The sequence below is a fragment of the Sulfurirhabdus autotrophica genome, assembly GCF_004346685.1.
In the GTDB taxonomy this organism is placed as follows: domain Bacteria; phylum Pseudomonadota; class Gammaproteobacteria; order Burkholderiales; family SMCO01; genus Sulfurirhabdus; species Sulfurirhabdus autotrophica.
In genome coordinates this window covers 42753-58335 of record NZ_SMCO01000020.1, presented here as the reverse complement: position 1 = coordinate 58335, position 15583 = coordinate 42753, and the positions used below count along the sequence as shown (strand labels likewise).

At 45.3% G+C, this 15583-nt stretch carries 14 protein-coding genes; 4 read left to right on the top strand and 10 right to left on the bottom strand.

Translation table 11 applies throughout. From position 1 onward, the window contains the following. Nucleotides 1–95: 95 nt before the first annotated feature. Complete coding sequence (lptF, locus tag EDC63_RS15355) at nucleotides 96–1172, bottom strand: LPS export ABC transporter permease LptF (protein WP_124945046.1); 1077 nt, start codon at nucleotides 1170–1172, stop codon at nucleotides 96–98. Nucleotides 1173–1274: 102 nt separating this feature from the next. Between lptF and EDC63_RS15350 the strand changes: the two genes are divergently transcribed. The 4 genes from EDC63_RS15350 to EDC63_RS15335 are packed head-to-tail and all read left to right on the top strand — an operon-like array spanning nucleotide 1275 to nucleotide 6913. Beyond that, nucleotides 1275–2765 (top strand): leucyl aminopeptidase, encoded by a 1491-nt coding sequence (locus tag EDC63_RS15350; RefSeq protein ID WP_124945045.1) that lies wholly within the window; start codon nucleotides 1275–1277, stop codon nucleotides 2763–2765. 49 nt (nucleotides 2766–2814) lie between these two features. Continuing rightward, on the top strand, nucleotides 2815–3243 hold the full coding sequence (locus tag EDC63_RS15345) for a DNA polymerase III subunit chi (RefSeq protein ID WP_124945044.1): 429 nt from the start codon (nucleotides 2815–2817) through the stop codon (nucleotides 3241–3243). A 7-nt stretch (nucleotides 3244–3250) separates the two neighbouring features. Next, the gene (locus EDC63_RS15340; protein WP_124945043.1) at nucleotides 3251–4141 is read left to right on the top strand and encodes a hypothetical protein; all 891 of its coding nucleotides are present in this window, start codon (nucleotides 3251–3253) and stop codon (nucleotides 4139–4141) included. Between the two features lie 30 nt (nucleotides 4142–4171). Then, nucleotides 4172–6913, top strand: a complete 2742-nt coding sequence (locus EDC63_RS15335) for a valine--tRNA ligase (RefSeq protein WP_124945042.1) — start codon at nucleotides 4172–4174, stop codon at nucleotides 6911–6913. An 80-nt stretch (nucleotides 6914–6993) separates the two neighbouring features. Here EDC63_RS15335 and EDC63_RS15330 read toward each other — a convergent pair whose 3' ends face one another. The 9 genes from EDC63_RS15330 to EDC63_RS15290 all read right to left on the bottom strand — a co-directional run bounded on the left by EDC63_RS15330 (nucleotide 6994) and on the right by EDC63_RS15290 (nucleotide 15420). Next, on the bottom strand, nucleotides 6994–7257 hold the full coding sequence (locus EDC63_RS15330; protein WP_124945041.1) for a hypothetical protein: 264 nt from the start codon (nucleotides 7255–7257) through the stop codon (nucleotides 6994–6996). Nucleotides 7258–7264: 7 nt separating this feature from the next. Further along, a complete protein-coding gene (locus tag EDC63_RS15325) occupies nucleotides 7265–7648 on the bottom strand; it encodes a hypothetical protein (protein ID WP_124945040.1) in 384 nt (127 codons plus the stop codon). A gap of 41 nt (nucleotides 7649–7689) precedes the next feature. After that, nucleotides 7690–8691 (bottom strand): lipoate--protein ligase family protein, encoded by a 1002-nt coding sequence (locus EDC63_RS15320; RefSeq protein ID WP_124945039.1) that lies wholly within the window; start codon nucleotides 8689–8691, stop codon nucleotides 7690–7692. A gap of 46 nt (nucleotides 8692–8737) precedes the next feature. Then, a complete protein-coding gene (locus tag EDC63_RS15315; RefSeq protein WP_124945038.1) occupies nucleotides 8738–9133 on the bottom strand; it encodes a hypothetical protein in 396 nt (131 codons plus the stop codon). Between the two features lie 216 nt (nucleotides 9134–9349). After that, nucleotides 9350–10243 (bottom strand): hypothetical protein, encoded by an 894-nt coding sequence (locus EDC63_RS15310; RefSeq protein ID WP_124945037.1) that lies wholly within the window; start codon nucleotides 10241–10243, stop codon nucleotides 9350–9352. 72 nt (nucleotides 10244–10315) lie between these two features. Next, nucleotides 10316–11230, bottom strand: coding sequence for a hypothetical protein (locus tag EDC63_RS15305; protein WP_124945036.1), 915 nt, complete (start codon nucleotides 11228–11230; stop codon nucleotides 10316–10318). A gap of 211 nt (nucleotides 11231–11441) precedes the next feature. Further along, nucleotides 11442–12638, bottom strand: coding sequence for an OmpP1/FadL family transporter (locus tag EDC63_RS15300; protein ID WP_124945035.1), 1197 nt, complete (start codon nucleotides 12636–12638; stop codon nucleotides 11442–11444). Between the two features lie 249 nt (nucleotides 12639–12887). Beyond that, the gene (locus EDC63_RS15295; RefSeq protein ID WP_124945034.1) at nucleotides 12888–14120 is read right to left on the bottom strand and encodes an OmpP1/FadL family transporter; all 1233 of its coding nucleotides are present in this window, start codon (nucleotides 14118–14120) and stop codon (nucleotides 12888–12890) included. A gap of 157 nt (nucleotides 14121–14277) precedes the next feature. Beyond that, nucleotides 14278–15420 carry a radical SAM protein gene (locus tag EDC63_RS15290; RefSeq protein ID WP_124945033.1) on the bottom strand — a complete coding sequence of 381 codons (1143 nt, stop codon included), beginning with the start codon at nucleotides 15418–15420 and terminating at the stop codon, nucleotides 14278–14280. Nucleotides 15421–15583: the final 163 nt, after the last annotated feature.

The following is a 15583-nucleotide window of genomic DNA, read 5'->3' as shown; positions in this document are numbered from 1 at the left end:
TGTTTTCCTCGGTATCATGTATTTCGCAATACCGAGTATTTTCTCAGGCAGAAGGCTCACCACATGAGCCTAGCTGAAGTTTGTTTATAATCAGGTTATTTTTTATTCAGAGACGGCGCAAAATAGAGCCGCCGGTAAAAAAGAAACACCATCAGCACTAACATAGCCACATGCACACCCCATAAACCGGATGAGGGACTCAACTTCTGTTGCGCGACCCACGCCTGAGAAATACTCAATAAATTGCTATAAACCATATAAATCAGAAGTGCCAGAATCAAGCTCCATGAGCGCCCCGCACGCGGATTGGCGAACGCGAGTGGAATGGCAAGCAAGACCAGAATCATAGCACTTACCGGCAATCCTATGCGCCATACCAGTTCTGCTGAATTTTCGGGTGATGGATGCTTTACTAGCTTCGCAGTGGATAATGATTTTGGCGTCACAGCAGCCATTTTCGCCTCAAACGGTTCGATTCTCATTGCATAGCGACCAAATTCAAGTATTTTATACTCGGCTGACCCAGCCAACCCTTCGTATCTTCTCCCATCCAGCAACACCAGAAATCGGTCACCATTTTTTTCTGTAGCCTGATAACCATGTTCCGAAAACATCACACCCAGTTTATCGTGCTGTAACGATTGCATGAAAATATTTCGCACGGTATTTTGTGATCCAGCAAAATTCTCTACAAAATACACTCGATCTGCGTGTTTGGACTCCTTGAAAACACCCGGTGCTATAGTTGCCACATCATCACGGGTTTCAATTTGCTGCCGCAGCTCTTCACTCTTTAACAATGACCAGGGTGCCAAAAAAAGACTTAAGGCAGCAATAGACAGGATTAAAGGAACTGAAAAATACACGACTGGCCTTACCCATGCTGTCAGACTTAATCCCGAGCTAAACCAGATAATCATCTCGCTATCACGATAACATCTTATAAGCGTCATCAAAACAGCAATAAATAGTGTTAATGATAACAATACAGACAAGTTATTGAGTACGCTAAACCCTAAAAAAGCCAGCACCGCTTCCGCTGCAAAAGAGCCGCTTGCTGCCTGCCCTAGCAATCGGATCAACAAGGTCGTGAAAGTAATCGCCAGCAATACCAGAAAAACCGCTAATGCAGTGCTGGTTAATTCTTTATATAAAGCGCTTCGAAAAATCATATATTATGAATATTTTTGACTTTTTATGAAAATTCTATGGATAATTGGCATAAAAACAAGTTTTCAATATAACAATACATCCCGTACCTCAAGGAGTAAAACGTGGAATTTAGCATAAAAAGCGGCAGTCCGGAAAAACAGCGTACGGCTTGTGTCGTCGTCGGGGTATTTGAACCCCGTAAACTCACACTTGCCGGCGATCTGATCGACCGCGTTTCCGATGGCTATATTAGCGATATTATTCGCCGTGGGGACATGGAAGGCAAGCTAGGTACAACGCTATTATTGCACAACGTTCCCAATACACTCTGCGACAGGGTGCTGCTCGTTGGATTAGGAAAAGAACGGGATTTTAAAGACAAGGAATATCGGACTGCAGTCAGCTCTTCTATCCGTAATTTGAACGAAACAGGTTCAATGGAAGCCGTTATCTTTCTCACTGAATTACAGGTAAGGAAACGCGATACCGCCTGGAAAATTGAGCAAACGGTTTTGATGGCAATGGAGAGTACCTACCGTTTCGACCGGTTGAAAAGCAAACTGAGCGACGTGCGCAGACCACTGCGAAAACTTACTTTGGGTGTATCTCGTCGCAATGAACTGGCGGATGGCGAAGCCGCCGTCAGTCGCGGTCTGGCAATTGCTCAAGGCATGAATATGGCGAAGGATTTGGGAAATCTTCCTGGCAACTACTGCACGCCAAGCTACCTTGCAGAACAAGCACAAGGCTTGGCCAAAACCTTAAACATGAAAGCCGAAATTCTTGAACAGAAAGATATGGAAAAGCTGGGTATGGGTGCTTTTCTTTCTGTGGCGAAAGGCAGTCGACAGCCGCCTAAATTGATTGTCCTCCATTATCAGGGGGGCGACAAAAAACGCAAGCCAGTCGTGCTCGTCGGCAAAGGCGTCACTTTTGATGCTGGTGGCATTTCACTTAAACCTGCTGCCGAAATGGACGAAATGAAATACGACATGGGTGGCGCTGCCAGCGTACTTGGCACCATGAAAGCCATTGCGCAAATGCGGATTCCGCTGAATGTGATCGCTATTATTCCAGCATGTGAAAACCTGCCGGACGGCAATGCCAACAAACCTGGTGATGTCATCACCAGTATGTCAGGCCAGACCATTGAAGTGCTGAATACCGACGCAGAAGGGCGCCTGATATTGTGCGACGCTCTGACCTATGCCGAACGCTTTGAACCAGAAGTGGTAATCGATATCGCCACACTTACAGGCGCCTGCGTTATTGCACTTGGGGCTCACGCCAGCGGACTATTCAGTAATGATGACAGCCTTGCCCGCGAAGTTTTACATGCAGGTGAATACGCCCATGACCGCGCCTGGCACATGCCTATGTGGGACGAGTATCAGGAACAGTTAAAAAGCAATTTTGCAGATATGGCGAATATTGGTGGCCGCGCTGGTGGCAGCATTACAGCTGCCTGCTTCCTATCACGATTTACAAAAAAATACGACTGGGCACACCTGGATATTGCAGGCACGGCATGGAAATCGGGCAAAGATAAAGGTGGCACAGGCAGACCAGTACCACTATTAACGCATTTCCTGATCAACCGTGCAAAAGACTAACTTTTGAAAACCGTAGCTATCCGCCAAGAACGATAACGAACACTGTCCAATGACACAAATAGATTTTTACACGCACGTTGAGAATAAACATCAGGTTGCCTGCATGTTAAGCGCCAAGGCGCTAGAGCGCGACATGCGGGTTTTGATTTACACACCTGACAAAGCAGTCAGTGAGGTAATGAACCAATTGCTATGGAGCGCATCGGCAACGGCATTTCTACCTCACTGCAGCCCTCAAAATGAACTTGCAGCTTTAACCCCCATTATTATTCAGCATGAAGCAGATGGTTTGCTGCACGATGAAGTACTATTAAATCTGAGATCAGAGCACCCACCATTTTTCAGCCGCTTTCAACGGCTTATCGAAATCGTCAGCACGGATGAGGCAGATCGTCTGGCCGCACGAGACCGTTTCAAATTTTATCGTGACCGCGGCTATGAAATCCGTTCCCATGATTTGAGCAAAGGAAAGTCCTGATCTTATTATGGCCACCGAAAACGACATCTTTGGAAAAATGAATGCGCTATTACGCAAACATCAAAATAGCGCGCCCCCACCTTCCATGCCTCAACAACCTGGATTGGCATCCCAAGAAGACGAACCCTCTTTTTCGGAATCGACAAAGACGTTAAGCGCTTTGGACATTCCTGTACTGACCGAAGTATTTATTGAAGATGAACCCATCCCTGTATTAACCGACACCCTCGAAACTGACGAAATGCAGTCAATGGAGGCTGCGCAAATACAAGAATTGGAACTCGATCTAGACCCTTACTACACAGCAACTTTTGATACAGAACCAACCGACCTTCAGGAAGATAATTCTGCATCTCTGGCTTTTGAAGCTATGGATCACCCATCGTTGATTACCGAAGAAATTTCGTTCACGGATTTCCCTGAAATTGAATCAGAAACCCCTGATCTGGATACGTTACCTACAGAACTTTCTAGGCTTTTCGAGTTACAGGAAAAATTCGAGCCCCATAGCGAAGAAGATAGCCCCCCCCTTGAACACCTTAATAAAGATGCTGAAGCCGAAGTCGAACCAGAAATCCTCCAACAGATACCAGAAGTAACTGCACAAAAATCCCAGGCACAAATCTCAGACTCTTTGACCGAAGAAATTTTGCGCTCCATCGACCGGCATTTGCAGAAAGCAATGGAAAAATCCGTTGCTCCCCAACTGGCGAATTCACTTGATAAAGCACTGTCCAGCATGCTTGACCAGTTCAGTATGCACATCGAGGAAATGGTCAAAGAAACCATAGCGAATGAACTGCAGAAGCAACTCACTGCCATGCTCGACGTTTCCATTGACGCAGATCCAGCCCCAACCACGCCAAACAACAGCGGACATGCCAACGATTCGGTATAATCCTATTTTTTATACAAGCACTGCATCACAATGGAACTTGCTAAAAGCTACGAACCCACAAATATTGAACAACGCTGGTATCAACTCTGGGAATCTAGGAATTTTTTTAAAGCTGGTCTAGAATCAGGCAAACCTGCCTATTGCATTATGCTGCCACCCCCCAATGTGACTGGCACACTGCATATGGGCCATGCTTTTCAGGACACCTTGATGGATTGCCTCACACGCTACCATCGCATGCGCGGTTTCAATACCTTATGGCAACCGGGAACGGATCATGCGGGTATTGCCACACAAATCGTAGTAGAACGCCAGCTTGAACAGCAAGGCCTATCCCGTCACGATCTGGGGCGTGATGAATTTATCAAACGTGTCTGGCAATGGAAAGAAGAGTCCGGCTCCACCATAACTCGCCAAATGCGCAGACTGGGCGCCTCCTGCGACTGGTCCCGCGAACGCTTCACCATGGACGAAGGCCTGTCCCGTGCTGTCAGCGAAGTGTTTGTGACCCTCTACAATCAAGGACTCATTTATCGTGGCAAACGCCTGGTCAACTGGGATCCGGTACTGGGCACGGCGGTATCTGACCTGGAAGTTGTTCCTCAGGAAGAAGATGGCCACATCTGGCATATCCGTTACCCGCTAGAAGAAGGCGATGGCTACCTGGAAGTTGCAACTACCCGCCCGGAAACCATGCTGGGCGACGTTGCAGTGGCAGTCAATCCAGAAGATGAGCGCTATAAACATTTGGTCGGCAAACACGTCCGTTTGCCATTGAGCGAACGCACCATTCCAATCATTGCCGATGACTATGTCGATCCTGCATTCGGCACCGGTTGCGTAAAAATCACACCAGCACACGACTTTAACGACTATCAAGTTGGCCAGCGACATCATTTGGTTTCAATCAATATTTTCACGCTGGATGCTAAAATAAATGAAATGGCGCCGGAAGAGTATCAAGGGTTGGATCGTTATGTAGCACGTACTAAAATCCTGGCAGATCTTGAAGCAAAAGATCTGCTGGTAGCCGCCAAACCTCATAAAATGATGGTACCACGCGGTGACCGTTCTCACGCCGTCATTGAGCCCATGTTAACCGACCAATGGTTCGTAGCCATGGAAGGACTTGCTCAACGCGGTCTGGAAGTGGTTGCAAAGGGCGAATTGCGCTTTGTTCCGGAAAACTGGACAAACACCTACAACCAGTGGCTCACCAACATTCAGGACTGGTGCATTTCCCGTCAACTTTGGTGGGGGCATCGCATTCCCGCCTGGTACGACGAAGAAGGTAATTACTATGTTGCCAAGACCCTGGAAGAGGCTCAAAAACAAGCCGGTGACAAAAAACTTACCCAGGATGAAGATGTGCTGGACACCTGGTTCAGTTCTGCCCTTTGGCCTTTTTCGACTCTGGGCTGGCCAAGTAACACCGAAGAACTAAAAACATTCTTGCCTACCAGTGTGCTAGTGACTGGTTTTGACATCATCTTTTTCTGGGTCGCGCGCATGGTCATGATGTCACTGCACTTCACTGACAAAGTGCCATTCAATGAAGTCTATGTACACGGACTGGTACGTGATGCAGAAGGCCAGAAAATGAGCAAATCCAAGGGTAATGTACTTGACCCTCTGGATCTGATTGACGGCATCACGCTACAGGAACTGATCACCAAACGCACCAGCAATTTGATGAACCCCAAGCAAGCGGAGTCCATCACCAAAACAACCCGCAAGCATTTTCCGGATGGCATCACATCCGTTGGAACGGATGCGTTACGTTTCACTTTCGCCAGCCTAGCCACACATGGACGCGACATCAAATTTGACTTGCAACGCTGTGATGGCTACCGCAATTTCTGCAACAAGCTCTGGAATGCCACCCGATTCGTTCTCATGAACACAGAAGGTCATGATGTCGGACTCGACGATAGCGCACCTCTGCACTATTCAGATGCCGACAAGTGGATTATCAGCCGCTTGCAGCAGGCAGAATCGGAAGTGAGTGATGCGCTTAACACCTATCGCTTTGATATGGCTGCACGCAGTATTTATGAGTTTGTCTGGGATGAATATTGTGACTGGTATGTCGAACTGGCCAAGGTACAAATCAGTCAGGGCAATGAAGCGGAGCAGCGCGCTACTCGCCGTACGCTGGTGCGTGTGCTTGAAACCACGCTGCGTCTGGCTCACCCAATCATTCCGTTTATCACTGAAGAACTGTGGCAGAAAATTGGACCACTCGCCGGAAAATCTGGCGAAAGTATCATGCTACAACCCTTTCCTGAGCCTGATACTTCGCGCATAAACGCATCCTCAATTCAACACATTGCCATATTAAAAGAATTGGTTAATGCGTGCCGAGGCCTGCGTTCGGAAATGAGTCTTTCACCTGCCCAAAAAGTGCCATTGATTGCGCTGGGTGATAAAGCTGCTTTGGCCAGTTACGCACCCTACCTTGTAGCATTGACCAAATTATCCGAGATCAGCATTGCCGACAATGAACTACCGGAAGCCGATGCCCCAGTTGCGATTATTGGCGACTATAAATTAATGTTGAAAGTAGAAATAGACCGGGCTGCAGAAATGGCGCGCCTGGAAAAAGAAATCAACAAACTGGAAGTTGAAATTACCAAAGCGCAAAGCAAACTTTCAACCCCCAGTTTTGTAGATAAAGCGCCCGCAAAAGTAGTGGAACTGGAAAGGGAACGACTGGCTAATTTCAGTGATACGCTTGATAAGCTGAAAATCCAGTTAAGCAAACTGAGTTAACACACTCAAACCGTAATCAATCACCCCAGGGACATAGCTAATTAAAACGCTTGCTATATCTCTGGGTTAAAGTCTTGTGCTCAGACGTCACTTTCTACCTCAACACGCCCCCAGCTATTTTCATTTCGCACCACTTCGTGCCTGGCCCATTTTTCAAATTCGACCAAAGTACAGCTTCCTTTACTGCGCCTGCCCGGACCAACCAGTACCTTAAAAGTGACACTCTCAGACTCGATTTCATCTCTTGCAGTTGTAATTGAGATGATCTGCCGAACAACCCAGCGGTTACCAAACTCACCGTTGCTATAACTACCGCCCAATCGAATATCCAGCTTTATAGCCATGAACTATCTACCACTCATATTGCTGGCAAAACAACTTCATCTTGCCGACGATTTCATCACGCTCAAAGAAACGGTCTGCCCGGGATAATCTCGCCTCATCTCGCACATCCGGCTCGCCCCCAAAACAAAAAATCGGCACATTGAGCATTAACTCCATCCGAACCATACGTATGACATCCAACGGATCAAATGCATCATACTCATCAAGATCGAGCAAAATAAATCGATGTTGCAGAATATCCTGAAAACCGCCTAAATCTTCCAGATCCAGCGTAACAACCATTTCCCACCCTGCAGGCAGCCCTGCTTGCAGGGAAGCCAGCAAATCTTCATCTCGCGTCATTACAATCATTTTTTTCTGCAGACGGGAGTCTATAGTTGGTATAGCCATTTCAATTACCTGTTATTTATTACGTTCGTTCACAACGAGCACTAAGCACTGATAAACGCGGTGTTCATTATCAATGCTGCCCAATATTCCGCTTCACCCAACGGCATCATCAGTATCAGTTCAGCTTGCAAAGCTTCAATTGTTGGGCTGGATAAAACCAGTTTTTCCAATTGTTCCGCAGATAAAACGCGAGACAACATGATGCGAGAGAATTTTCCATCTACAGTCAGCACTCTTACCCAGTTTGTGCCATCATGCTTTTCAGTGAGAAAAGTACGAGCATTGAGCTTAATACCATCAGGTACCAGCCGTTTGCCATTTGATGCGTCCAGCTCAGCTAATTCAGGAAGTACTGCATCTCGAGCAAGAACCTCATCTGCGGATAACGCTGACTGAATAAAATCCCACTTCAGGCCTGCTTGAAGACTATCCCAAAACACTTTCACGAGTACCGATTCATCCGGCACAGACTGATGACTTTGCCAATCTGTCATCGCTACACTTAACGCTTCGGCCATCCAATTACGAAAACCTTCAGTAGGGCAAGCAATACACTGCACAAAATGTGCTATTGGAAAATGCATCAGAAAGCTACTTGCCAGTACAGCACAATTTCCGATTGTCGCAGCACCGCTTCCCCCAATTTTACGGCCATCCAGCCAGACGTCTTGCGCATGAAGCTCCACTTCCATGCCAAACCGCCTGTAAGTGGCTAACATAGGGGCCAATCCCCATTCGAACCATTCCTGAGGCCGACCCGGCAGCAATTCAAGCGGCACAATCAATACAAAACAATATTGAAATTCATCTACCCATACCGTGCCACCCCCTAACGGACGTTGCAATACCGGCACCTCAAGAGGTTGCGCAAGTTCCGCCATCAAATTCTGATGTTGCCCCAGACATATATGTTCAGTGGTTCTGCCCCAGAGTAAAATCGGGGCAGCATTAGCCACCTGATGATCTGCCAACCCCGCATAAGTCGCATGAAATGTTGCAGGTGCAACCAGACCGATATCAATCCAACGGGCAGCCGAACGCATTAGTTATTGAAGGAATCGAGGGTAGAGAGCAACCTATGCACGTGGATTACAGTGACTCTTTTTGCTCATCCGATTTAAAAAACTTACCAAAGTAAAAATCGCGCTGGTTCAATGTCTTCAACTGTCCGACGCGCTCTTCTATGCCTTGTTGCAAAATTTCGGCAAGGTATCGACCTTGTTCTCTATCCAGAATATGGATTTGCGACATCAGATCTTCATCCAGCGTCAAAAAATGCTCCGCCAATCCTTCAGGATGTTGCAAATGTAATAACCAGGACTCGCATTGTGGGTCCTCCGCGTCTAAAGGTGACATAGTTATTTTACCGAGCCAAGCCAACCTCGCCACCTGATTAAACTGGCGAATATCCAGCTTTTTGCCTTTTTTATACTTATTAAGTTCGTTCTTGATTTGGCCAACATCGGTTACTTTAATTTGCTTCATACTGGACTTCCTGCTTCAAAACAATCAGTGTGGCGAATATTTCATCTGAGTGCAACCACGCTAAAATTAGGGGAATTATTCGACATCTGGCTAAAATAAATGCAAACCAAATATAATTATGCCTTCTATCCTTCCATCATCACATCGTTGAAACCCTTAAAAACAAAACCCGCCGAAGCGGGTGTTGTTCCATACAACATGTATCACCTGATCAAATTAAAACGCGCTGGATTTCTCGTAAATACCACCAGCCACACCTGTCAACGTTTCAAGAATCTCATCTGGCGCATCGCTGATGCCCATGAAGGTCCCCATACCCAGATTAGGCCAGGCCAATGCAAGGCGATAACGTCCATATAACGCATTGACTTTACCGTTCACTACATATATCTCGTAAGGCAAAGCAGCAATATTGTCCGAACCGATTTTCTTCACAAACCAGCTTTCACCCGTTTTAGGGTCATTCATCGCCACGCCAAACACAGCAATTTTTTTATCTGCCATGATCACTTCATAGGATTTTGAAGTTGTATTTTTGCCTTTAGCCAAATTGTCCTGCACAGCTTTCACGGCAGACTCAAAACTAGGATAGGACTTCAACTCATTTTTATCTGAATCAAACTTTTCCATCCCTACCATGTAACGATAGTTGGCTAATGAGTCAGGCTTTTCATCTCCACCAAAACCCTTACCAGCACCCAAAGCACTACTTAACTTCTCCTTAACCGCTTTCACGGCGCCTTCAGCAGAACTAAACTGCTTACGGAAGTACGCTCTGTACCAGTAATCAGGATTCATATAAGAAACCGTTCCATCAGAACGCACACCAATACGAATTGCTGCGCCTACAATTGCAGCACCACCCATTGAACGAATGGCATCAAGAATCCCTTTATCAGTCACAATCAACACGCCATAATACTGAGACATACCGGCTGGATAATGGTGCCCAATGACGGAAAATCCTTCCGCTGCGACTTTCTTTTCAACTTGCGCCATGGTTGACTTTATATCACCACCATTTACTTTATCCCCATAAATATAGGGGGTGACAGCAAGTGCTATTGGCGCCCAAATCAGCATCGCAAGCAAAATCAGATATTTTTTCATTTTTTGTCTCCAATATACAATTTTGATAAACAGTATTTTCGTTATGTGACTTTCATAAAACGCCACATTCTATTACCACATGGATTTTTCTTCTTTTCCACCTGCAGCCGTAACAAGCGCTTTACGAATTTCCTCAGGTGACTTCATGATATTCATGAAACTATTTTTACCCATCATTGCCAAATCCGGAAAGCTGGTAGCAATACGGAAACGTGCATAAAGCGCATACACTTTATTTCCAGCAACAAGCATCTCATAAGGTAAATGCGCTGTTGATTTCACATCCTTGAAATCAATTTCGCTCATAATGAATTTATCATCCATGTATTTGTTTTCACCACCCTTGAGAGCGACTCCAAACACAGCTTCTTTCTTACCAGGAATATCAATGCGATAAACCTTGCTTACGCCGCCTTTACCGGCGGCAAGCCCTGCCTCAACACCTTTGATAGCTTCTTCATAACTATCGTATTCAGCCAGCAAGCTAGGCTCATCAAAATACTCCATACCCACCATATAATGGTATTTACGAAGTTGGCGAGCTGTTAAACCGCGCGCACCAAACTCTTCGATCTTGCCTAAAGCCGTGCCCAGCTTATCTGCCACGCTCTTTAAATCACCTTTCATACGGTAAGCGTTCGCCTGGTAAACCGGATTTGTGTAAGACACCTGTACTTCATCACTCACTTTCGTGACAGAAACACGCTGCATTGCACCGAAACCGCCGTGCTCAGATTGCGCTGCATTACGCTTCAACTCGTCATTGGTCACAATCAGAATAGTGGCGCCTGGGTATGGAGAATAGGTGCCCGCAATCGCAAAACCCTGTTCAGTTAACGCTTTCTTGGCAAGATCCACTTTTTCCGCAACCGTTCCTGGTCCTTTGGAGCCGAGGATAAATGGTTTTAATACATCATCGGCCATTGCTGTTGCTATACCCAGCAACATTAAAGCCATGAGAAAGAATGATTTAATTAATGAGTTCATTGTGCCTCCAGTACAGATTTATTTTGTGAAACCGACATGCTTTTCCAGCATACTTGGCTTGTATCTATTCCTTGCCCGATAAGCAAGGATCAGTATTTTGATACTAACCTATCCTAGCCCTCTATACCAGAGGGAATTTGGTAAAAAAAAGGCCGAAAGCAAAGCTTTCGGCCTTTTTTAGCATTTATAGATTCAAACGCTTTCTATCAAATTACATCTTCCAACCGTAAGCAATGCCAAGTGCATCTTGAGACATTTTCAAATTAACTGGCGTAGCTGTTGTACTCTTAATTTCTTTGTTAAACGCATGCATATAAGAAACGCTTAACTCTGCTTTGTTAGCCAAAGTCCAAGTTGCGCCCAGTGTCAAATGCTGTTCAACAGTTGCTGGAGCTAAAATGTTGAAATAGGTTTGAGTTCCATCAAATGGTGCTTTAGCATAGTTGTAACCAGCACGCAAAGTCAGGTCTTTGCTGAGTGCATGAGATACGCCCAACTTATACACGGTTGTATCTTTCCAGCCGAAACCAGAACCACAATCCGAACCTAAAGCACATGTGTTGGTTTGAACGTTTGCCAGAGCTCTGATACCGCCATAATTAATCTGAACAACATCAGCAGCAATCACTGTCTGAGGATTGACGTCAAACGCAATACCTATACCGTAGGTTTCAGGAATATCAAAACTGCCACGACCTGCGAACAAATCACTATATTTATAGAAATCTTTCATCTTGGTCTTGCTTTGATAGGTAGCACCCATAGTCACGTTCGACGCAATTTTTCCAGTCCAGCCCAACTTCAAACCATAACCTGTAGATGTATCCTTACCATGGTTTGGAATTCCAAATCCTTCAAGCCCTTCAGCCTTGAAGGTTGAATAGGCTAAATTCAATGACACACCAATAGCATGATTTGGATTTATCTTCATCGCCCATGTAGGAGCAATGAAAAGTTGTTCAAGATTACTGTTGGTCTTAGAAACTGCACCACCTTGTGATAGTAAGCCAGTGTTGTAATCTGTGTTCATTCCGCCGTTACCAAAAACCGAAACACCTACAGACATGTCAGAACTGATCATTTTATTATAACCAAATTCTGGTACAAAGAAGCTTGTAGAGCCACTTTCATAGTTACCGGCGGCAACTGGCAGACCCGCTCCAAAAGTAGCTGTGCGCTTAGGGCTAAAATAATCCACGCCAAAATCAACACGATCACCTACCATAGCCATACCGGCAGGATTAGTGGCAGCAGCCAGCGCATCTTGTGGAAGCGCAATCCCTACACCGCCCATACCTTTCGCTTTAATACCATAACCATGTGAAAAGTAACCATTGGTTGCAGAAGCAATTCCAGGAACTGCCAAGCCCGCTATAGCCATAATTCCGATCAGTTTTTTAAGTTTCATGTTTCCTCCGACAAATTGGGTTGAGTACCGACTCGTTTTTTAAATTTTTTTATCATTCATAGAACAGCCGTGAATGGGTACTAATATTACAAAATCTCACTTCTTTGACAACTCATTTGCAGCCATTAGTCTATTTATACCGGTAGCATGTTGCACAAATGCAACACTCGCGTTTTTACCACTTATGACAAAAAATGGGCTGAACACTTTGTTCAGCCCATTTTTAAATTATCAAGCTTACTGAGCGTTTTACATTTTCAGTCCGTAAGCAATACCAATAGCATCCTGCTTCATCCGGATGGTGCTATCTGTCGCAGAACTATACATACCCTTATCAAATGCATGCATGTACATTAACGATAATTCAGATTTATCGGCTAGAACCCAGGTTGCACCCAAACTTAGATGGGATTCTGTGGTTGCCAACGCAACAAAGTTGAAATAGTTTTGGTCACTATTAAATGGTGCTTTGGCATAGTTGTAGCCAGCCCGCAAAGTCAGGCCTGGTGAATATTTATATGACAAACCTAATTTGTAGACGGTCTGATCATTCCAGCCAAAACCGGGTCCATTATCCGTGCCCAGCAAAGCTTGATTACTGCCCGGATTATTGAGCGCCTTTACATCACCGTAATTGATTCGCACCACGTCTGCAGCGATGATCATGCTCGGCGTTACATCAACAGCAATGCCCAATCCATAAGTCGATGGTATATCCAGCGAACCTCCTTCAGCTAGCATGCCCTTGTATTTATCAAACTTGGACATCTTGGTTAAGGTTTGATAAGTAGCCCCTAAAGTAACGTTTTGCGCCACCTTTCCAGTCCAACCCAATTTCAATCCATAACCTGTGGACTTGTCATGCCCGTTACCGGTCAGATTCACACTATCGCTCGACTTACCAGCAAAGCCTTCCAATCCACTGATTGAAAATTGTTGGTATACCAAATTCAGACTTACACCAATTGCGTTGTTTTCATTTATTTTCATTGACCATGTTGGTGCAACAAACAATTGCAACATGTCACTGGAAGCGTTTGATGCACTGCCACCTTGAGAAAACAAGGGTTTATTGTATTTTGTGTTAAGACCACCATTACCGTAAACCACGACACCAAGCGCCATGTCTTTATTAAGCATATGGTTGTAGCCCACTTCCGGAATCAGAAAATACTTGTTATCACTTGTATATTCACCTGTGCCAATAGTTGGATTTGCTCCCACTCCATTCGGACCCAGAATAACTGAACGATCAGGTTGAAAGTAGGTTAACCCAATATCCAACCGGCCACCCACCATCACCATACCTGCAGGGTTGGTAGCAGCCGCCATAGCATCTTGAGGAAGCGCAATTCCTGCACCACCCATACCACGCGTCTTAATACCATAACCTTCAGCAAAGTAGCCATTTGTGGCCGAAGCAATACCAGGGGCAGCCATACCTGCAATTGCCATCATGCCAATCAATTTCTTAAATTTCATGTATTTCTCCAACTAATTAAGTGCTGCATTTGTATATTGTTAAATTGCTAAGTAATTTTAAAATAGTTGGGATTTATGTATCGTTTTTTGAATTAGCTTTAAAGCCAAATTTTAAAGCACCGGTTTTTATATCGGCACTCTTTGTTAATCCTTTACCTTATAACAGTCCAGCACCAATATCTTCACCCGCCATCTGGCGCTTTACGTTATCCACGTCGATTTTTTTCAGCGCAAACGGAAATGATAAAATATCAGACGGACTGGAATCGCCGTAAGGTCGGTTACAGGCAGACACTTCTTCATCATCCTTACCTGGACAACCCGACGTCTGGAATGGCTTCCCTGAGTTAATCAGCTCTGCAAGCTCGTCTTCCGGCATGCCAAATTCGATAACCTGGCCTTTGTCGTTAAACTGCATGTTGCTGAAATGACCGCCTGCATAATCAATAATAAAACGTGCCAACTGCACGCGACGCCATTGCGCACGGTCACAGGCTGGCCAATCTTCCATCATGGACCCCTGTTCCGGGAAGAAAGCGAACATGTGATTATGGCCGCCCAAGTCCTTAATTTTTTGACACACTTCCAGTATTTCTTGTTCGGTTTCACCCATGCCGCAGATCAAGTGCGCACCAAATTTTTCCGGACCATAAATCTCTGCTGCCCATTCAATGGCTTGCCAGTATTTGGAATAACGATGTGGGCTATCAACGGTTTTACCGCGAGTACGTTCAAAAATTTCCGGTGTGACCGCATCCAGCGCAACGGTGAAGATATCTGCGCCAAGCTCTTTCAACTTGACCAGATCTTCCCTTTCCATCGTAGTTGGATTGGAAAGGATAGATACCGGGATATGCGGCAATTCGTCAGTCCAGCGCTTTAGCAAAACAAATGTGTCCGCATCTGAATTAGGGTGCGTAATCATGGAAATGCACATACGCTGAAACTGCCCTTTATCGGTAGACGCTTTTACCCGTTCGATGACTTCATCGTATTTGGCAGTTGGCCAATCTACACGAATAAAGTTACGGTCAGCGTAATCACGTGTTTCTTCACGATGCCGTGCCAAGCCACAATAGGTACAGTTAGCACGACAACCTTCAGGATAGGTGACCAACAGATTCAGGCAGTTGGTGCATGCTGTCCGATGCATATTACCAGGAATAAGACCCAGCGTAATGGCAGCAGCGGTGCTCATCTGTATATATTCAGGCGAACGCATTTCCGGGGTTTTGATGTGGTAATTAGGTCGATAAAAGTTGACCGTTTGAACATCATTATTCTCAAGTACTGCACTCATTTTTCTCTCCTAATTCAAGGCCAAGTTCTACAGAATTTACCACAGTGTTACCAAAGCATCGCTGATATAACTTTTTAATTTGCCCGCTATATTGTGCAAAAAAATGCCCTTATAACTTGCTATTTTGCATTCAGCTTTTTAAAACCCTGTGAGTATTTCACTT